Source organism: Streptosporangium brasiliense, from assembly GCF_030811595.1.
Lineage (GTDB): Bacteria > Actinomycetota > Actinomycetes > Streptosporangiales > Streptosporangiaceae > Streptosporangium > Streptosporangium brasiliense.
Genome location: NZ_JAUSRB010000002.1, coordinates 4,375,909 through 4,393,880 on the forward strand (window position 1 = coordinate 4,375,909; position 17,972 = coordinate 4,393,880).

The following is a 17,972-nucleotide window of genomic DNA, read 5'->3' on the forward strand; positions in this document are numbered from 1 at the left end:
TGTGCGGACATACCCTGGCGTATAGGCTCATCGTGATGAATGACTTCACGCGATGGATTGATCTTGAAGGTGCCGTCAACGTGCGCGACCTCGGCGGGCTCGCGACGGTGGACGGCGGGACCACGCGCTTCGGCCGCGTGTTCCGGTCGGACAACCTGCAGGGGCTGACCGGACGCGACATCCAGTTGCTCGTCGGTGAGCTCAAGCTCCGCCACGTCATCGACCTGCGCTCCGGCGCCGAGGTGTCCCTGGAGGGCCCCGGGCCGCTCACGGCCGTGCCGGAGGTGAGCATCCACCACCACACGCTGTTCGCCGAGGGCGGCAGGCACACCGACGTCGAGGCCGACACGATCGACGCCGACAGGGTGCTGCCCTGGCAGGAGCGGGTCGAGGAGGATCTCGCCGAGCTCAGGGTGACCGGCTTCTACTACGCCTACCTGCGTGACCGTCCTGACTCGGTGCTGGCCGCCCTGCGCGCCATGGCCGGCGGCGACGGCGCCGCCGTCGTGCACTGCGCGGCGGGCAAGGACCGCACCGGCGTCGTCTGCGCCCTGGCCCTGGAGGTCGCCGGCGCCACCCGGGAGGCGATCGTCGCCGACTACACCGCCACCGGCGAGCGCCTGGAGAGCATCTTGGCCCGCCTGCGCTCCAGCGCCACCTACCGCGACGACCTCGACTCCCGTCCGGCCGACGACCACCGGCCGCGGCCGGAATACATCGAGCAGTTCCTTCAGGTCATCGACGACCGCTTCGGCGGCCCCCTGCCGTGGCTCGCCTCCCACGGCTGGACCGAGGCGGACTCCCAGGCGCTCCGCTCCCGCCTGCGCGACTGACGCCGCCGGCGGGGGATCCCGGTCTCCCGCCCGCTCGCCGGGGCGGCCGTCCGCGACCCGCTGCCGTCAGACGGCGATCACCCGGCGCTCGGCGGCCGACCGGCGGGCGGCCTCCAGGACGGTGAGGGCCTCGACCACCTCGCCCGGGTCGACCGGCGGCGGGGCGCCCTCGCGCAGGCTCGCCGCCACCCCCTTGTAGAAGTCGAGATAGGCGCCCGGCTCGGTGCGGACGGGGTGGTGGGCGTCGTCGGTGCCCAGGTTGCCCCACCGCTCCTGCGGCTCCTCGCCGAAACCCGGGGAGTCAGGGGTGAGACCGGCGCGCAGGCGGTCCTCCTGGACGTCCAGGCCGTGTTTCAGGTAGCCGGCCGCCGAGCCCAGGACCCGGAAGCGGGGGCCGAGCCGGGGCGCGACCGCGCTGACCCACAGGTGGGAGCGGGCGCCGCCGGCGTGGGTGAGGGCGATGAAGGTGTCGTCGTCGGAGGTGACCGCGGAGCGGCGGACGTCGGACTCGGCGTAGACGTCGGTGACCGGGCCGAGCAGGCGCAGGGCCTGGTCCACCAGATGGCTGCCGAGGTCGTAGAGGAGACCGCCGACCTCCTCGGCCCCGCCGACCTCCCGCCAGCCCCCCTTGGGGGTGGGACGCCAGCGCTCGAACCGGGACTCCAGCCGGCTCACCGTGCCGAGCTCTCCCGAGGAGATCAGCCGCCTGACCGTCAGGAAGTCGCCGTCCCAGCGCCGGTTCTGGAAGACGGTCAGCATCAGGCCGAGGTCGCCGGCCAGCCGTACCAGGGACTCGGCCTGCGCCGCGGTCGCCGCCAGCGGCTTGTCCACCACGACCGGCAGGCCGGCCTTCAGCGCGGCCTCGGCCAGCGGGACGTGGGTGCGGTTGGGGGAGGCGACCACGATCAGGTCACTGGAGTCCCACAGCTCGGCGGCGTCGCCCACCGCCCGCGCGCCGTATCTCCGGTCCACCTCGGCGGCCCGCTCGGGGTTGCCGGTCACCACGGCCGACAGGCGCAGCCCCGGGGTCGCGGCGATCAGCGGGGCGTGGAAGAACGCCCCGGCCACGCCGTATCCGATGAGGCCGACGCGGAGGTCAGTCACCGCGCTGCTCGTCGCGCTCGGCGAGGAAGGCCTCGAACTGGGCGGCGAGCTCGTCGCCGGTGGGCATCTCGGAGGACTCGGCCATCAGGTTCTCGCGCTCGGCCCCGGCGGCGAACGCGTCGTACTGCTGCTCCAGGCCGGTGATCGCGGTGGACAGCTCGTCGGAGGCCTCGATCTGCTCGGCGATCTCGCTGTCGGTCCTGCCGGCGGCCTCGCGCAGGCTCTCCAGGGGGAACACCAGGCCGGTGCCCCCGGTCACCGCCTCCAGAGCGGTCACCGCCGCCGCGGGGTATTCCGCCTGGGCCAGGTAGTGCGGGACGTGCACGGCGTAGCCGAGGGCGTCGTGGCCCTTGGCGCCGAGCCGGAACTCGATCAGCGCGGCCACGCTGCCGGGCACCTGGACCCGGCCGAAGGCGCTGCTCTGGCCGGTGACGAGCTCGGCCCGGCTGGCGTGACCGGTGACGCCCAGCGGGCGGGTGTGCGGCACGGCCATCGGGATGCCGTGGGTGGTCACCAGCTTGCTCACCTTCAGCCGGGTGGCCAGCGTGTCGACGGCGGCGGTGAACAGCTCCCACTCCCGGTCCGGCTCGGGGCCGGTGAGCAGCAGGAACGGCGTGCCCGTGGTGTCGTTGACCAGGTGGAGGGCGATCTCGGGGCTCTCCACGCCGACCCACCGGTCGGTGTCGAAGGTCATGACCGGCCGCCGGGAGCGGTAGTCGAGCAGGCGGTCCACGTCAAAGGTCGCCACGACCCGGTGCTCCAGCTCGCCGAGCAGATGGCCGAAGGCGAGCCGTCCGGCGCCCCCCGCGTCCACGAACCCGTCGAAGTGGTAGAGCAGCACCGGATCGGTCAGCTCAGGGACGTCTCCGCTGAGCCGGTAGAGATCCGTCGGGTCGAACACCGTGTTCCAGCCTTTCGTCGGTCGTCTCTTCACATGAACCCGTGGGGTGTCCGGTGAATTCCGCCTACCCGCGGCGATCAATGGGCACCCTACCGGGGCACAATGGATCCCATGCAGCCTGACCCGGAGCTCGAGGAGTTCGCCACCCGCCTGTTCGACCTGGCCAGGACCGGGCAGACCGACCGGCTCCGCGCGTATGTCGAGGCCGGGGTCCCGGCCGATCTGTCCAACGACCGAGGCGACACGCTGCTGATGCTCGCCGCCTACCACGGTCACCCGGAGACGGTCCGCGCGCTGACCGCCCTGGGCGCCGACCCGGGACGGGCCAACGACCGCGGGCAGACGCCGCTGTCCGGGGCGGTCTTCAAGAAGGAGTCAGAGGTGATCCGCGCGCTCCTGGAGGCCGGCGCCGACCCTGACCAGGGGACCCCTTCGGCGACGGACACGGCCCGGATGTTCGGTCACGGAGAGTATCTAAAATGGTTCGGGCATTAAACGTTGTTTATGACGTGTCGTTACTTTAAGACATATATGAAATCACTGAGTGTTCGGCCATTCTTGTCGGGTGGGAACTACTACTACGCACAGGTTCGACCGGCCCCTCCGCCTCCCTCCACTCCCCTGTCCCTTCCCGAGTGAAGTGAACCCCTACGTCGAGCAGGTCAACAAAGAGACGTTGGAATGGCTCATCGGCTCGGAAATGCTCGACGACGCCGAGACGGTGGAGCGCTACAGGCGGGCCGAATACGGGTGGCTGTCCGCTCGGACATACCCCTACGCCGACCATCACACGCTCCGCCTGGTGACTGACTGGTGTGTGTGGCTGTTCGCCTTCGACGACGCCTTCTGCGAGTCGGACAGGCGCGCCGCGCAGATCGCCCGCGCGCTGCCCCAGTTCTACGCGGTCCTGGAGGACCTGGACGTCGGCTCGCAGGTGGACGACGTGTTCGCCAGATCCCTGCTGGAGATCAAGGGCAGGATCGCCGCCTACGGCAACGCCGACCAGCTCGACCGCTGGCGCAACGTCACCAAGGACTACCTGTTCGCCCAGGTGTGGGAGGCGGCCAACCGGGAGGACGAGGTGGTGCCCTCCCTGGGGGACTACATCTTCATGCGACGGCGGACCGGGGCCATGCTCACCGTCTTCGCCCTCATCGACGTCGCCACCGGCCGCCGCCTGACCGCCGACGAGTGGCGCCACCCCGGGATGCGCGCGATCACCGAGAGCGCCAACGACGTCGTCGTCTGGGACAACGACCTCATCTCCTACGCCAAGGAGAGCGACGGCGGCAACTCCCGCAACAACCTGGTGAACGTGCTGGCCGAGCACCGGCACTACTCCCGGCAGCAGGCGATGGAGGAGATCGGCGAGATGCGCAACCGGGCCATCGCCGACATGGTGGCGGTCCGTCCCTCGCTGGAGGCGCTCGGCTCGGAGGCGGTGCTCGCCTACGTGCGCGGCCTGGAGTTCTGGATCAGCGGGAGCGTCGACTACTCGCTGACCAGCTCCCGCTACACGGTCGCCTGGCAGCGGGCGGCCCAGCGGATCTCCCCCCAGTGATCAGGTCTGGAGGAGCGGGTCGCCCGGCTCCTGGTCGTCGAGCGCGAGCTCGATCAGCTCCTCCAGATTCAGCTTCCTGCCCTGGGCGAACGCCTCCTCGTGCGCCTGCTCGCCCAGGACGCGCCGGCACTCCTTGACGCACCGGTCGTGCTCGGTGTTGAAGAAGGGCGAGTTGAGTTGGGGCATCCCGAAGGTGCGCCAGTTCGCCTGGCCGGCGCCCATCAGCCGCGCCGCGAGCAGCGGCTGCCCGTCGTCCAGGGCCTGCTTGGCCACCACCTCGATCGCCAGGCCGATGCCGAGCACGTCGTGGAAGTAGCGCTTGATCCGGAGCGCTTCGCGCGCGTTGGCCATGGCCTCCGGGGCCCGGCCCATCGCCTGGTAGACGCTGGCCAGGGCGTAGATGGCATAGGAGCGCAGCCACAGCTCGCCGCGCTGGGTGCAGACCGCGATGCAGTCGCGCAGCAGCACCTCGGCCTCGGCCGGGTCGTTCTGCATGAGCAGCACCATCGACAGCTCGACGATCGAGGGGAGCAGCCCCGGGTTGAGCTCCCGGCCGCTCTTGTGGAACTCGATCGCGACCCCGAGCAGCGCGCTGGCCTTCTGCAGGTCGCCCTGGAGGAACGCGGCCGTGCCGAGCATCTTCGTGGCCAGGATGACCGCCCCGGAGTCGCCCACCCGGACGGCGTCGGAGCTGCACTTCTCGGCGGCCTCCACGGCCCCGGCGATGTTGCCCTGCGCGCTGTGGATGTAGGAGAGCACCCACAGCGCCTTGCACCGCTCCGGGCTCGGGTGGGAGGACAGCTCCAGGGTCCTCTCCAGGTAGACCCTGCCCTCGCGGGCCAGCCCGCAGGCCACCCACATGAACCACAGGGAGGACAGCAGCTTCAGCCCCGCCTGCACCTCGGAGGGGCTGCGCAGACAGTGGTCCAGGGCCACCCGGATGTTGTCGTGCTCGTGGCGCATCCGGACGTACCAGTAGACCTGGCGGGGGCCGGACCAGGCGTCCTCGCTCCTCGTGGCGAGCTGCAGGTAGTAGTCGCGGTGCCGCTCCCGGACGGCGGCGGTCTCGCCGAGCTTCTCCAGCCACTCCTCGCCGTACTGGCGCAGGGTGTCGATCAGCCGGTAGCGGTGCCCCGAGGGCGTGCCGTCGCTCAGCAGGATGGACTTCTCCACCAGGCTGGCGACGAGGTCCATGACGTCCTCGGCGGGCAGGCTCTCCCCGGAGCAGACGTAGCGGGCGGCGTCCAGCTCGAAGTCGCCGGCGAAGACCGACAGCCGGGCCCACCGGAGCCGCTCGGCGGGCTCGCACAGCTCGTGGCTCCAGCCGATCGCGGCGCGCAGCGTCTGGTGCCGGGGCAGCGCCGTACGGCTGGCGCCCGCGAGCAGGCTGAAGCGGTCGGCCAGCAGGCCGAGGATCTGCTCCACCGACAGCGCCCGCATCCGGACCGCGGCCAGCTCGATGGCGAGCGGGATGCCGTCGAGGCGGCGGCAGAGCTCGGCCACCGGCCCGATGTTGTGCTCGTCCAGCATGAAGTTGGGCACCACCGCGCCCGCCCGCGCGGTGAACAGCTGCACCGCCTCGTTGGTGAAGACGTCTTCTCCGGGGGAGTCGCCGGGGACGGCCAGCGGCGGGATGGTGACGGTGTGCTCGCCCCTGGCGTTCAGCGACTGGCGGCTGGTCGCCAGGATCGTCAGGCCCTTGGCGTTGCTCAGCAGGTCCTCGAAGAGCGTGGCGCAGGCGTCGACCAGGTGCTCGCACGTGTCGATGATCAGGAGGATCTCGCGGTCGCCCAGCCACTCGACCAGCGTCTCGTCCGCCGAGCGGGACGACTGGTCGGCGATCCCGAGCGCCGAGGTGATCGTGTGCCGGACCATCCCCGAGTCCTGCAGCCGGGCCAGGTCGGCGAACCACACGCCGTCCCTGAACTGGTCGCGCATCAGGTGGGCGATGCGCAGCGCCGTGCGGGACTTGCCGACCCCGCCGATGCCGGTCACGGTGACCAGGCGGTGCTCGCGGAGCCGCTGCCGGAGGGTGGTCAGTAACCTGGTGCGTCCCACGAAGCTGGTTAGCTCGTTGGGGAGATTGCCGTCTCGCCGCCATCCAGATGGCGTTGCCATGGCCGCCTCACGGGGGGTAGCTGACACTGAACCCGCATCGTACCCGCCGGGAGCCTCGGCTGTCCTTTGCGCTGCGGGCCACGGTGCGGAGCTTTCCACCGGGCGCGACGCGCCTTGTTCCGAAGGAGAAAATGACTCGCCGTAACGGTGGCTAGCATGGACGGGTGACATCGAATGAGCCTGACGACCTGCGCCCCGTCGACCTCTCCGACGACGGTCCGCCCATCCTGCCCGACCAGACCGGTGACGACACCGACCTGGGGTGGGGAGACTGGCGCGAGGCGGACGACGACGCCCGGCTGCTGGAGGACCGCCCGCCCCACTGGGGCTAGGCGCCGCCGCCGGACAGGAGGCCGCGGCCCGTGGGGTCCGGTCCGTGGGGTCCGGTCCGTGCGGGCTCAGTCCGTGGGGAGCAGGGTCCCGAGCGGGCCCAGGTCGAGGTTGAGGTCGGACGGGGACAGGCCGAAGTGGTCGCACAGCTCGGCCATGGCCTCTTCCAGGCGCATCAGCGTCAGGCCCACCGTCTCGATCTGCTCCTCGGACAGGTCGCCCCGGTCCATCCGCCGGATGCACTGCCGCTCCACCAGCTGGCGTACGAGCTCGACGATGGTGAGCACCAGGCAGGTCAGGTCGCGCTGGACCGTCTCGGGGTCGGCCTCGATGCGCCGGTGTCCCGACCGCACCCCGTCCTGCATGGTCGCGTCCGGCTGTGCTCCGTGAGGTCGGGCCGCGTAGGGCCGCGCCCCGTCCGGCCGGGCCGCGTCCGGCCGGGCCGTGTACGGCCGCGCTCCATGGGGCCGGGTCGCGTACGGCGTCGCGGGGCCGGGGGGCGCCGTGTCCCACGGCCGGCCGGTGCCTGTCGAGGCGGGTTCACTTCCGGGCGAGGTCATTCCGGTTCTCCCGTTCGGACGGGTCGGACTCCAGGATGGACGTGATCAGCACGCGCAGGGAGACGCGCACGAGGTCGATGTCGGCGATGGACAGGACGAGGTCACCGGTCACCACGACGCCGCCCGCCAGCAGACGGTCGAGCAGGTCGACGAGCGCCACGCGCTGGGACGGCAGGCGCCCCTCGGCGGCCAGTTCGGCGCCTCGCGAGGCGCGGGGCGTCATGGCGTGTCTCCCGGGCCGGCCGTGCCTTCCGGACCCGTCGTGCCGGTGTCGAGGACGGTGAAGGAGTAGGGCGCCCAGGGGCCGGTGAGCTCCAGGTCGATCCCGTGGCCGCGGAGGGACTCAAGGGCGGCGGCGAACTCGTCGCCGCGGTCGTCGTCGACGAGATAGGCCCCGTTGAGCACCATCCACTCCTCGCGGCCGGACAGGCTCGGATCCTGCGGCCGGTGGAGCCGGTCGGCGACGGCGACAGCCGAGAGGCGGGCATGGACGCGCTCGGCCTCGGCCACCGCGTGCCGCCACGTGTCCTCCCTGCCACGCAGGTCCGCCTGGCGGCGTCTCAGGTAGGCGGTGCCGGGGCTGCCCGTCCCGGAGACGTCGCCGCCGGCCGGGGCCGGCGGCCCGACCCGCTCGGCGTAGCCCTTCACCCCCCATTCCCGCCGCCCGGCCACCTGGGAGAGCAGCGCCACGAAGTCGTCGTGCCGCCGCTGGAGCAGGTCGCCCACCTGCTCCTCGTCGCTGTAGACGGTCACGAGCCGGACGGGGGCCGTCGGGACGGCCGCCGCGACCGCCTCCACGACGCGGTGGTGGGCGCGGGCCGTCTCCTCGACCCACTCCAGGTCCTCCAGGGAGTGCCGCAGCGCCTCCTCCCCGAACCGGTCCAGCGGCACGGTGCTCACGTACGCGACGAGTGAGGCGCGCCCGACCGTCCGCACGGGCGCTCCGGCCACACCCGTCAGGCCCCCCGGCCGGGGAGAGCCCGCCTCAGGCGCGATCGCGTAGACGTACGTGCCGGTGTCAGCCACCGCGCTCCTCCGTCCCGCGCGGACGCCCCTCGGAGGTTCTCCGCCGGGCCCCGACGGAGCGGCGCTCCCGCCGGTCGCCCCGCAGTTCCTCCCGCCGGTCCTCCCGCTCTTCCAGCTCCTCCAGGTCCTCCTGCTCGTCCTGGATAGCCCCGAGGCCGTCCTCCGCGGCGGCGAGCCGCCTGCGGAGCCGGCGGTTCTCCTCGGCCAGCCGGCGGCTGTCCGAGCTGAGCCACGGATCGTCCTCCCACCAGTCGATGCCCAGCTCCCGCGCCGTGTCCACCGAGGCGATCAGCAGCCGCAGCTTGATCGTGAGCAGTTCGATGTCCAGCAGGTTCACGCGGATGTCTCCCACGATCACCACGCCTCTGTCGAGCACCCGCTCCAGGATGTCGCCCAGGTTGGTGGACTCGTGCCGGGCGGGCGCCCTGCCACCGTAGGACTGGGGGAAAACGGAGCCGGACCGTGCCGGATCGGTCATCTCAGTCACGCCTAACCGTCGTCGCCTCTGCCGCGCTTGTAGCGGCGCGTCCTGCGGTAGGAGAGAAGATCGCCTTCCTGGTCCATCTCGGCCTCGTAGAGCGCCAGGATGTCGCCGGAGGAGGGGATGCGGCGGTCCTCGACGACCTCGACCCCGACCCGCCAGCCGTTCTCCTGCGGCTGCACGAAGGTGACGCCTTCGAGAGCCTTCCCGGTCAGGTCGGCGATGTGGCGCAGCCCGGCCCGGCCGGCGGTCGCCGCGGTGAGGCCGCGCGGCCGCCGGCGGGTGTCCGGAATCTCCTCCACCGGCTCGTCCTCGTCGAAGTCCTCGTCGTCGAAGGCGTCGTCGTCCTCGTCCTCGTCCTCGTCCTCGTCGAGACGCTCGTCCTCCTCGTCGTAGAGGTCGTCGGAGGCGTCCGCACGCCTGTCGTGGGAACTGCGCCTGACAGGCACGGGATCATTCCCCCTCTCCGCCTCGGCCCGGCACGGTCATGCCGGGCAGGTCCGGCTGGGCCACCATCCGTTCGAGGATCTCCGTTGTCGCCTGGGCCGCCTCCTCCTCGGAGATCTGGCCGGAGAGCCTGGCCTCCTCGACCTCCTCCAGCCTGCGCCGGACCGCGGCCGGGTGCCGCATTTCGAGTTCGGCCTGTTCCTGCAGCATCTCCCCGATCTTGATGAGCGCGCGGATCGGGGCGAAGGGCAGGCCGAATGTCAGGCTGAACAGGTCCATCCGTCATTCCCCCTGTCCCCGCGTCGTGACGAAGTCGTACGGTGCCATCGGGCCGAGCAGGCGCAGGTCGACCCGGCCCGCCCAGCGCTCGCCCAGCCCGTCCAGGACCTCCTCGAACTCGGCCTGCCGGCCGGTCTCCACCAGGACGGCCACGTGCGCGGCGTCCTGCTCGTGGGTCGGCTCGCGCACGGCGACGGCGACGCACCGCGGGGCGACGGCCTCGACCAGCACGGCCGTGTCGGCGTCGCGCTTGGCCGCGACCGCCTCACCGATCATCTGCCCGAGCTGGATCCGCGCGTCCCAGGTCGCCTCCTCCGGACGGCCGCGGATCTCCTCACGCAGCCGCTCGGCCTCCGGGTTCTCCGCGAGGACCTCCCCGATCACCACCCGCTCGACGTAGCGGCCCTTGACGACGTACTCCGCCCGCCCCTCAAGCTCCTTCAACGCGGTGACGAACGCATCGTGGTTGGGGCCCAGCAGCTCCTCGACGACCGCCTCCGGGCCGGTCACCACCGCCCCGAACCGGAACGGGAGCACGGGCACCTCGGCCGCCGTGTCGTCCAGCAGCCGCTGATGGGCCACCAGGTCGTCGGGCCTGCCCAGCGGGCGGTCCAGGACGATGTCGCTCACCAGGGCGGCGACCTCGCCGTGCCGTATCAGCTTGATCGGCTGGGGGGGATCGCCCACGCCGCGGGCCTCGGGGGCCAGCTCGACGTCCGCCGGCACGACGCCGTAGACGTAGGAATTGCCGACCCGCCCCTGCCGGGCGGTCTCCTCGGACCCGGCGGTCCCTGTCTTCTCGGTAGGCCCGGCCATCTCACCCCTCCTCTCGCCGTCGCCGCCGGCGAGGCGCCGGTTCCTCTTCGGGCTCGCCGAGGAAGTCCTGGAGTTTCTCCGAGGCCGCCTCCAGCATCCCCTGGGCGACCCCCTTGCTCTTGGAGCTGCTCACGCCCTGCGTCATGTCCTGCACGACTTCCGGTAGTCCCTTCCCTCCGGTCTGCGTGAGATCCAGCCGGTTCGTGGCCTCGGCGAAACGTAGGTAGGTGTCGACGCTGGCCACGACGATGCGCGCGTCGATCGTCAGGATCTCGATGCCGACGAGGGAGACCCTGACGAACGCGTCGATCACGAGGCCCTTGTCCAGGATCGTGTCGATGACGTCGGCGAGTCCCGACGAGGACCCGCGGCCGGCTCCTCCGCCTCCTGAAGGCTGCACGATGGTCATCCGTTATCTCCTCGGTCCGCTGCTCGCTTCCGGCTCCCGGGTCATGTGCTCCGGGCGCCTGTCCGTCGGCGGGCGGGACGCGGAGGAGGTCTCTCCTCCGTCTCGGCGGCGGCGCGTCGGCGGGCGGGGCGTCTCCTGGGGGCCGGTTCTTCCTCCGGCTCCTCTTGCTCTCCGCTCTCCGCTTCTTCGGCGGCGGCGCGTCGGCGGGCGGGGCGCCTTCTGGGGGCCGGTTCTTCCTCCGGCTCCTCTTGCTCTCCGCTCTCCGTCTCTTCGGCGGCGGCGGCGGCGCGTCGGCGGGCGGGGCGTCTCCTGGGGGCCGGTTCTTCCTCCGGCTCCTCCTCCCCGCCTTCTCCCTCTTCTTCTTCCGCGCCTTCCTCCGCTGCGCCTTCCTCCACGAGCCTCTCTTCTTCCGGCCCTTCCTCCTCCGCTGCCTGTTCCTCTTCCTCCGGCGGCTGTTCCTCGCCGGCCTCCTGTCCCGCTCCGGGTTCTTCCTCCCGCTCCTCCGCTTCCTCCCGCTCCCGCTCCTCCCTGAGGGCGGTCTCGTGGTCCTTGACGACCTTGCTGTCGCGGATCTCGCCGCGCCAGCCCTCGACGTCGTCGGGGTGGAGCACGGTCTGCGTCATGACGTGCCGCCGGAAGTGCTTGAGCTCCAGGCGGGCCCGCCGGCCCTGCGCGCGCCAGAGGTTGCCGGTGCGCTCGAACAGGCCCTGCGGGTGATACTCCAACACGACCAGGATCCGGGTCATGTCGGGGCTGAGCGCGTGGAAGCTCACGGCGCCGTCGACGTAGCCCTTGGCCCCCTTGGAACGCCAGACGATCCGCTGGTCCGGCACCTGCTCGACGATCGTCGACTCCCAGGTCCGGTGAGACCAGAAGACCTGCGCCTTCCAGTTCGTCTTCTGGTCGTCCTGCTGATCCACTCCCTCGACTTTCTTCGTGAAGCTGGGGAAGTCCTGGAACTGGGTCCACTGGTCGTAGACGAGTCGCCGCGAGGCGCCCACGTCGAGCGTCTCGACGATGTTGGTGAGCTTGAGCTTCTTGCCCTTGCCCCCCTTGCCGCCCCCGGTGATCTTGCTCATCAGGCCGCCGGCCGCCATCTTCACCGCGCCCTTGAGCCCGGCGGCCACGGGGTGCTTCGATCCGACCACCGAGCCCAGCAGGCTCAACGCGCCGCCTCCGCCGCCCCCGCCTCCGCCCTGCGCGTAGTCGGTCAGCCGCTCGGTCAGCCCGCCGATCTTCTCGGTCGCGGACGACAGGATCCGCTCCCCGAGCGCCTCGGCGAGGTTGCGCAGCTCCTGGGTGAGCTCCTCGATGGGCAGCACCTGCCCGGTGTCCTGGTCAGGCCGGGCGATCCTCGGTTGCTCGGTCATCGGGCCTCACCCTCGGGCCCGGCGGACCGGCCGCTCGCGGGTGGCCGTCTGGGTGCGCCGCGCGCCGGCTCGGCGCCTGGCCGGAGGCTCCCCCTCGGGCTCCTCTTCCTCTTCTTCTTCCTCCTCCTCGGGCTCCTCGCGCTCGCTGCGAGACCTGCCGGTGCTCCGGCGTCCGCGGGCGGGAGCCGGTTCCTCCTCTTCCTCTTCTTCCTCCTCCTCGGGCCCCTCTTCGTACTCTTCCTCTTCGTCCTCGGGCTCCTCGCGGGCGGCGCGGGACCTGCCGGCCGGACGGCGGCCGGCGGCCCGGCGCCCGCGGGCGGGTTCCCGCTCTTCCTCGGGCTCCTCCTCGGCGGCCTCGCCCTGCCCCCGCAGGAACTCCGCGCGCTCGTGGAGCCTGGACGTCAGCGAGTCGATCTGCTTGCTCGCCGCGGTCCGGACGGCGGCCTTGCCGACTTCCAGCAGCTCACCCCGGACGCTGTCGGTGAGCTTGCTCAGCTCGGGAGAGGATCCGAGCGTCTTCAGCCCCTGCTGCAGCAGGTCGCCTCCGCTCACTCCCAGCCGCCCGGTCGCGCCGGCCGCCGCCAGTGCGAGCGCCAGCCGCAGCTTGTGACTCCGGCCGAGAAGATAGCCTGCGCCGACGGCCAGGGCCATCTGCAGTCCGCATTTCACGATCACCACTCCCCAATCGATCACTCCGCCTTGGGATCCGTCCGTCTACGGGCTCGACCGGTCGGCCGGACGGAAGGGAAGACGTCGGAAGCGCTGACGTCTGCCGCTTTGAACGTGGCGGAAGCGTCTCGCTTCCGGATCGGCTGTTTCCTACCCTAGAACGTGATAAAGAAACACATATAGGTAAAAAGCGGACATAATTAACCCTGTGGAAAGATACTCAGGTCGCTATGTCGGCAGCCGGTCCGTGACCAAATGCTCGGTGCGAATGCGCGGGAATCGTGAAATGGCGCTGAAGCGCTAAGAGTTCGTAACACGATCTTGTCGAGGTCTGCCGGCCGTGTCTGACAGGTGTGACGATTCGGCCTTTGGCGGGGATGAATACCGGGCGGCGGATCTTCATCCCGCCAAGGGGGCAGGGTCACCGGTTGAGCAGCGACTCCGCGATCGCGACGGAGGCCGGGTCGAGAGCGGTCTCGCCGTCGTCGATGGCCCACAGCGAGTTCTGCAGCAGCCGCCCGAGCGTCCAGCCGGTCGCGCGTGCGCGGTCCAGTCCGAGGACCTCGGTGAGCAGGTCGAAGCGGCGCCGCACTACGCGCGGAGCATCGCCCTTCGTGACGACGTCGTCCCACCTGCTGTCCAGGGCGGGCCAGAGGTCGAAGCCGGGGTCCCCGGCGAGCGGCTCGGGATCGATGGCGAGCCACGGCTCACGATGGGCGGCGAGAACGTTGTCGTAGTGCAGATCCCAGTGCAGCATCCGGTCTCCGGGCTCGCCGACCAGCTCGGCCACCGCCGACGCCCAGCCGCGCAGGAGCTGCCGGTCCGCCGGGTCGGCCAGAGCCGCGACCGCCTCGGGGACCTGCTCCAACATCTCGGTGGCGATGTTGCCGAGGCTACGCAGTCCCGGCGGCGCAGGGACGCGGACCAGCCGGGCCTGAAGCTCGGCGAGGATGCCCATCGCAACGTCGTCGTCCTCGATCGAGGTCAGCGTGCGGGCGGCGTCCAGCCGCTCCAGGAGCATGGTGCTGCTTCCTGGGTCCTGGTCGAGCAGCCGCACCATCCCCGCGCCGTTCCAGGTGCGCAGCCCGATGAGTGCGGCGGTGGTCTCCTCTCTGGGCATCTGCAGTTTGAGCACCGCGCGCGTGCCGTGCTTACGCAGCACCGGCAGCACCAGCGAGGCTTCCCCGGCTCCGGCTGCGCCGTCCCGTTCCAGCTCCCAGCGGTCCAGGAATTCCGCAGCGAGAGCCGGCAGTCCGGCGATCCAGGCCCTCCCTTCCTCACCGAAACCTCTGGCGTACGACACCGCCAGGGACTGCGGGACCTCGACCGCTTCCAACATGCTCAAATCCTGTTCCCTCCAGCGGGAATCGCGTTTCCCGCGGCAACCTACCGGATCACAGTGGACGGCCAACCGTCCTCGGCCTTCACCAGTCACAGCTCACGCACGATCACGGTTGGGCTTTCGCAAGGCGTCTCCAGCAGATGAGGGAGACGAGGGCGTCGTGCAGGTTGCGGGCGCTAAGAAACGACGTCCTTCCGCCGGAACCTGCGGAAGGCGAACGCCACCAGGATCGCCGAGTAGGTGACCGAGATCGCCACACCCTTGATCATTCCGCTGTAGTCGGGCTGCGGCGTGAGGGCTGCCGTCCAGGCCGTGTTCCAGAACGTCGGCAGGAACTCCCGCAGCCAGCCGAGCGCCTCCACCGCCTGCAGGATGTTGCTCACGATCACCAGGCCGACCGCCCCGCCCACCGCGCCGAGCGGGGAGTCGGTGCCGACCGACAGCAGGAAGGCCACCGCCGCCACCACGAACTGGCTGATCAGGGCGTAGACGATCACGATGCCGAAGCGGGGCAGCACCTCCAGCGCGGCGATGGTCTCGCCGGTGCCCGGCACCCGGACGTCGTTCCAGCCGAAGGCGAGGGTCCCGGCCAGCAACGCCATCAGCGGCAGGCAGATCACCGCCGCCGCCGAGTAGCCCATCGCGACGACCAGCTTCTGCCGCAGCAGCCGGTCGCGGGGGATGGGGGCGGCCAGCAGGTAGCGCAGCGAGGACCAGCTCGCCTCGCTGGCCACCGTGTCGCCGCAGAACAGCGCCACCGCGACGACCAGCAGGAAGCTCGCCGACACCGACAGCGCGAACGCGGCGAAGTTCAGGCCGCCCTCGGTCGCCAGGTCGGAGATGCGCAAGGTGTTGCCCGGCTGGCCGGAGTCGGCGCCGACCTTGAACGCGACCACCAGGACCCACGGCAGCGCGAGCAGCAGGCCGAACATGACCAGCGTGCGGCGCCGTTTGAACTGGCGGACCACCTCCACCGCGAGCGGCAGGGTGTGCCGGGGCAGGTATCCGCCCGCCGAGCCGTTCCCCGGGGAGCCGGTGGCCGCCGGACCGCCGGCGAGAGCCGTACCGGAGCCGTTGGCGCCGCTCATGCGTTTTCTCCGATCAGGTCCAGGAACACGTCCTCCAGGCGGGTGCCCGAGCCGTTGGACGTGGTACGGCTGCGCAGCAGGTCACCCACCGGGCCGGCCGTGATGAGGCGCCCGCGGTGCATGACCACCACGTGGCTGCAGGTCTGCTCCACCTCGGCGAGCAGGTGGCTGGAGACGATGACGGTGCGGCCCCGCGCGGCGTAGGCGATCAGGACCTCGCGCATCTCTCGGATCTGGGGCGGGTCGAGACCGTTGGTGGGCTCGTCGAGGACCAGCAGGTCGGGCAGGCCCAGCATGGCCTGGGCGATGGCCAGGCGCTGGCGCATGCCCTGGGAGTAGGTCCGCACGGCGCGCTCCAGCGCGCCGCCGAGCCCGGCGATCTCCAGGGCCTCGGCGAAGTGGGCGTCCTCGGCGGGCCGGCCCGTCGCCTTCCAGTAGAGCTCCAGGTTGGCCCGGCCGGTCAGGTGCGGCAGGAAGCCGGGGCCCTCGACGAAGGAGCCCAGCCGGGACAGGACCGGGGCGCCGGGGACGACCCGGTGGCCGAAGATCCGGATCTCGCCCGCGTCGGGGTGGATCAGGCCCATCAGCATCCGCATGGTGGTGGTCTTGCCCGCGCCGTTGGGTCCGAGCAGGCCGAGCACCTGACCGTGCTCAACCGTGAAGGACAGGTCGTTCACGGCCAGCTCGCCGTTGCTGTACGCCTTGGTCAGGCCGCTGATCCGCAGCGGGACGGCGGCCAGGGCCGGGTCGTGCTCGTCCCGGCCGCGCCGGCGCCCGGTCAGCAGCAGGGCCGCGGCGACGACGAGGGAGGCCAGCGGCAGCGCCCAGGTCCACCAGGCGGGGGCGGCGGAGGGGGTCCGCAGCGCGGTGTCCGTCGGGACGGTCACCGACGGCTCGGCCAGGCCGACCCTGTAGACGGCCGGGGCGGCCGGCGTGCTGTAGCCGAGGTCGGTGGTGGTGAAGGCGACGCGCAGCCGGTGCCCGACGTCGAAGCGGTGGTCGATGGCGGGCAGGGTGACCGTGGCCTCCCCGGTGCCGCCCTCGGACAGCGGGATCCTGATCGGGGCGGCGAGCCCCTCGGGCAGGAGCGGCGCCTGGGCGTCCCCCGCCACGTCGTAGAGCTTGGCGAACAGTGTCACCTCACCCCGGCCGGCCTGCCGCCCCTCCTGGTCGGCGCCCCCGCCGGGGCTCTCCCCGTCCTCCGAGGCCACCTTCACCCGCACGGTGGAGCTGCCGGTCACCTGGAGCGGGGCGGTGAGCGGGGCGGAGTCGAAGCCGGCGCTCTGACCGGCCATGTCGACGGACACGCTCAGGTTGCCGACACCACCGGTGAGGCCGCCGAAGCCGGGGACGGCGGAGATCGAGGCGGGGGACCCGCCCGGCGGGTTGGCCACCCGCTGTTCGGGACCGCTGAGCGGCACCGAGGTCCGGCCGCTGCCGGACAGGCCGGGATAGGCGTCCGCGGTGGCGTGCAGCTGGACCGGGCGGCGGGTGCCCGGGTCCCGGCCGCCGTCGCGGGTGACGGTGAACGGGCTGCCGGCCGCCTGCGCGCCGGCGCTCTCGCTCAGATAGCGGTCGAACCAGCCGAGGGTCTGCTCGTGGAGCCAGTCGACCTCGCCGTCGCCGCCGTCGTGACCGCCGTCGAACCAGGCGACGGCGACCGGGGCGCCCGTCGCGGCGACGGCTCTGGCGTTGGCGTCCGCCTGGCCCAGGGGGAACAGCGAGTCGCGCTGCCCCTGCAGCAGCAGCGTCGGGATCTTGATCTTGCCGGGCACGGAGATCGGGCTGGACCTGCGCAGGGTGTCGATCGCGGTCTGGGTCGCCCGGCCGCTCTCGGCCACCTGCTGGTACATGTCGCAGATCTCCGGCAGGAAGCGGCCGCACCGGACCTCCTGCGCGGTCGGCGGCGGGCCGGCCGGCAGGGCCGGGGCGGGCCGGGCGGCAGGGCCCGGCACCGCCTGCCCGGCCTCCGGCGCCGGACCTCCCCGGCTGAAGAACAGCCCCGCCCACATCCGCTTGAACACGCCGTTGGCCGGCCCCTGTCCGGTGGCGTCCGGGAACAGCGCGTCGGCGAGGTCGTACCAAGTGACCTGCGGGACGATCGCGTCGATCCTGCCGTCGTGCGCGGCGGCCATCAGCGCGATGGCCCCGCCGTACGAGCCGCCGGCGATCCCCACCCGCGGATCGCCGGCCGCGTCGAGCCGGACCTCGGGCCGCCTGGCCACCCAGTCGACGAGCTGGCGGACGTCCTTGACCTCGTAGTCGGGGGAGTTGAGCGCGATCTGCCCGGTGGAGCGGCCGAAGCCCCGCGCCGACCAGGTCAGCACGGCGTAGCCCTCCTGGGCCAGCCGCACCGCCGCGTCACGGACGCTCCGCTTGCTGCCGCCGAAGCCGTGTGCGAGCAGCACCGCCGGAGCCTTGCCGCCGCCGGCGGGCGGGAAGAAACTCGCGTCGAGGGTGACCCGCTGGTCGTCCCGCGGGCCGTCGAGCACCTCGATCCTGTGATCCTGGGCCCGCACCGGCGGCGCGGACGGCCACAGCAGCCAGGCCGCGACGCCGACGGCCAGCACGGCGACCACCGCGACCCAGGTGGTCGTTCTCCCCGCAAGTTTCATGCCGCGAGCTTACTGAGGGGAGC

General features: G+C 71.7%; 20 protein-coding genes. 4 read left to right on the forward strand and 16 right to left on the reverse strand.

What is annotated here, in order from left to right:
- Positions 1 to 35: 35 nt before the first annotated feature.
- Positions 36 to 833: a tyrosine-protein phosphatase gene (locus J2S55_RS28710; protein ID WP_306867299.1), complete on the forward strand. Its 798-nt coding sequence runs from the start codon at positions 36 to 38 to the stop codon at positions 831 to 833.
- A gap of 66 nt (positions 834 to 899) precedes the next feature.
- Here the strand turns inward: J2S55_RS28710 and J2S55_RS28715 are convergent, their stop codons facing one another.
- A complete protein-coding gene (locus tag J2S55_RS28715) occupies positions 900 to 1,937 on the reverse strand; it encodes a Gfo/Idh/MocA family protein (protein WP_306867303.1) in 1,038 nt (345 codons plus the stop codon).
- Complete coding sequence (locus J2S55_RS28720) at positions 1,930 to 2,838, reverse strand: proteasome assembly chaperone family protein (RefSeq protein WP_306867306.1); 909 nt, start codon at positions 2,836 to 2,838, stop codon at positions 1,930 to 1,932. Before J2S55_RS28720 ends, J2S55_RS28715 begins: the two co-directional genes overlap by 8 nt.
- 102 nt (positions 2,839 to 2,940) lie before the next feature.
- Between J2S55_RS28720 and J2S55_RS28725 the strand changes: the two genes are divergently transcribed.
- Complete coding sequence (locus J2S55_RS28725) at positions 2,941 to 3,333, forward strand: ankyrin repeat domain-containing protein (RefSeq protein WP_306867309.1); 393 nt, start codon at positions 2,941 to 2,943, stop codon at positions 3,331 to 3,333.
- 145 nt (positions 3,334 to 3,478) lie between these two features.
- A complete protein-coding gene (locus tag J2S55_RS28730) occupies positions 3,479 to 4,399 on the forward strand; it encodes a 4-epi-cubebol synthase (RefSeq protein WP_306867312.1) in 921 nt (306 codons plus the stop codon).
- Here the strand turns inward: J2S55_RS28730 and J2S55_RS28735 are convergent, their stop codons facing one another.
- Entirely contained in the window at positions 4,400 to 6,457 is a 2,058-nt protein-coding gene (locus tag J2S55_RS28735) for an ATP-binding protein (RefSeq protein WP_306867316.1), read from the reverse strand.
- Positions 6,458 to 6,681: 224 nt separating this feature from the next.
- Here J2S55_RS28735 and J2S55_RS28740 point away from each other — a divergent pair, with 224 nt between their 5' ends.
- Entirely contained in the window at positions 6,682 to 6,849 is a 168-nt protein-coding gene (locus J2S55_RS28740) for a hypothetical protein (protein ID WP_306867319.1), read from the forward strand.
- Between the two features lie 66 nt (positions 6,850 to 6,915).
- Here the strand turns inward: J2S55_RS28740 and J2S55_RS28745 are convergent, their stop codons facing one another.
- The 13 genes from J2S55_RS28745 to J2S55_RS28805 all read right to left on the reverse strand — a co-directional run bounded on the left by J2S55_RS28745 (position 6,916) and on the right by J2S55_RS28805 (position 17,949).
- Entirely contained in the window at positions 6,916 to 7,212 is a 297-nt protein-coding gene (locus J2S55_RS28745) for a gas vesicle protein K (RefSeq protein WP_306867322.1), read from the reverse strand.
- Positions 7,213 to 7,387: 175 nt separating this feature from the next.
- On the reverse strand, positions 7,388 to 7,630 hold the full coding sequence (locus J2S55_RS28750; protein WP_306867325.1) for a gas vesicle protein: 243 nt from the start codon (positions 7,628 to 7,630) through the stop codon (positions 7,388 to 7,390).
- Complete coding sequence (locus tag J2S55_RS28755) at positions 7,627 to 8,433, reverse strand: GvpL/GvpF family gas vesicle protein (protein WP_306867328.1); 807 nt, start codon at positions 8,431 to 8,433, stop codon at positions 7,627 to 7,629. Before J2S55_RS28755 ends, J2S55_RS28750 begins: the two co-directional genes overlap by 4 nt.
- Positions 8,426 to 8,911 (reverse strand): gas vesicle protein, encoded by a 486-nt coding sequence (locus J2S55_RS28760; RefSeq protein ID WP_306867331.1) that lies wholly within the window; start codon positions 8,909 to 8,911, stop codon positions 8,426 to 8,428. Before J2S55_RS28760 ends, J2S55_RS28755 begins: the two co-directional genes overlap by 8 nt.
- Before the next feature lie 11 nt (positions 8,912 to 8,922).
- On the reverse strand, positions 8,923 to 9,363 hold the full coding sequence (gene gvpO / locus J2S55_RS28765) for a gas vesicle protein GvpO (RefSeq protein ID WP_306867334.1): 441 nt from the start codon (positions 9,361 to 9,363) through the stop codon (positions 8,923 to 8,925).
- Between the two features lie 4 nt (positions 9,364 to 9,367).
- Positions 9,368 to 9,640 carry a gas vesicle protein GvpG gene (locus J2S55_RS28770; RefSeq protein ID WP_306867337.1) on the reverse strand — a complete coding sequence of 91 codons (273 nt, stop codon included), beginning with the start codon at positions 9,638 to 9,640 and terminating at the stop codon, positions 9,368 to 9,370.
- 3 nt (positions 9,641 to 9,643) lie between these two features.
- Positions 9,644 to 10,456: a GvpL/GvpF family gas vesicle protein gene (locus tag J2S55_RS28775; RefSeq protein WP_306867338.1), complete on the reverse strand. Its 813-nt coding sequence runs from the start codon at positions 10,454 to 10,456 to the stop codon at positions 9,644 to 9,646.
- 1 nt (position 10,457) lies between these two features.
- The gene (gene gvpJ, locus J2S55_RS28780; protein WP_306867340.1) at positions 10,458 to 10,865 is read right to left on the reverse strand and encodes a gas vesicle protein GvpJ; all 408 of its coding nucleotides are present in this window, start codon (positions 10,863 to 10,865) and stop codon (positions 10,458 to 10,460) included.
- 41 nt (positions 10,866 to 10,906) lie between these two features.
- Positions 10,907 to 12,235 carry an SRPBCC family protein gene (locus tag J2S55_RS28785; protein WP_306867342.1) on the reverse strand — a complete coding sequence of 443 codons (1,329 nt, stop codon included), beginning with the start codon at positions 12,233 to 12,235 and terminating at the stop codon, positions 10,907 to 10,909.
- Between the two features lie 6 nt (positions 12,236 to 12,241).
- Entirely contained in the window at positions 12,242 to 12,904 is a 663-nt protein-coding gene (locus tag J2S55_RS28790; protein ID WP_306867345.1) for a hypothetical protein, read from the reverse strand.
- Between the two features lie 421 nt (positions 12,905 to 13,325).
- A complete protein-coding gene (locus J2S55_RS28795; protein WP_370879708.1) occupies positions 13,326 to 14,243 on the reverse strand; it encodes an aminoglycoside phosphotransferase family protein in 918 nt (305 codons plus the stop codon).
- A 179-nt stretch (positions 14,244 to 14,422) separates the two neighbouring features.
- Positions 14,423 to 15,334 carry an ABC transporter permease gene (locus tag J2S55_RS28800; protein WP_306867350.1) on the reverse strand — a complete coding sequence of 304 codons (912 nt, stop codon included), beginning with the start codon at positions 15,332 to 15,334 and terminating at the stop codon, positions 14,423 to 14,425.
- The gene (locus J2S55_RS28805) at positions 15,331 to 17,949 is read right to left on the reverse strand and encodes a CocE/NonD family hydrolase (RefSeq protein WP_306867351.1); all 2,619 of its coding nucleotides are present in this window, start codon (positions 17,947 to 17,949) and stop codon (positions 15,331 to 15,333) included. The genes J2S55_RS28800 and J2S55_RS28805 overlap by 4 nt, the downstream gene beginning before the upstream one ends.
- Between the last annotated feature and the right edge of the window lie 23 nt (positions 17,950 to 17,972).

Bases quoted from the DNA above. Each gene is read 5' to 3' on its own strand.
- J2S55_RS28710 (WP_306867299.1), top strand. From the start codon at position 36: ATGAATGACTTCACGCGATGGATTGATCTTGAAGGTGCCGTCAACGTG.
- J2S55_RS28725 (WP_306867309.1), top strand. From the start codon at position 2,941: ATGGATCCCATGCAGCCTGACCCGGAGCTCGAGGAGTTCGCCACCCGC.
- J2S55_RS28745 (WP_306867322.1), bottom strand. From the start codon at position 7,212: ATGCAGGACGGGGTGCGGTCGGGACACCGGCGCATCGAGGCCGACCCC.
- J2S55_RS28750 (WP_306867325.1), bottom strand. From the start codon at position 7,630: ATGACGCCCCGCGCCTCGCGAGGCGCCGAACTGGCCGCCGAGGGGCGC.
- J2S55_RS28760 (WP_306867331.1), bottom strand. From the start codon at position 8,911: ATGACCGATCCGGCACGGTCCGGCTCCGTTTTCCCCCAGTCCTACGGT.
- J2S55_RS28770 (WP_306867337.1), bottom strand. From the start codon at position 9,640: ATGGACCTGTTCAGCCTGACATTCGGCCTGCCCTTCGCCCCGATCCGC.
- J2S55_RS28775 (WP_306867338.1), bottom strand. From the start codon at position 10,456: ATGGCCGGGCCTACCGAGAAGACAGGGACCGCCGGGTCCGAGGAGACC.
- gvpJ (WP_306867340.1), bottom strand. From the start codon at position 10,865: ATGACCATCGTGCAGCCTTCAGGAGGCGGAGGAGCCGGCCGCGGGTCC.
- J2S55_RS28785 (WP_306867342.1), bottom strand. From the start codon at position 12,235: ATGACCGAGCAACCGAGGATCGCCCGGCCTGACCAGGACACCGGGCAG.
- J2S55_RS28795 (WP_370879708.1), bottom strand. From the start codon at position 14,243: ATGTTGGAAGCGGTCGAGGTCCCGCAGTCCCTGGCGGTGTCGTACGCC.
- J2S55_RS28800 (WP_306867350.1), bottom strand. From the start codon at position 15,334: ATGAGCGGCGCCAACGGCTCCGGTACGGCTCTCGCCGGCGGTCCGGCG.
- J2S55_RS28805 (WP_306867351.1), bottom strand. From the start codon at position 17,949: ATGAAACTTGCGGGGAGAACGACCACCTGGGTCGCGGTGGTCGCCGTG.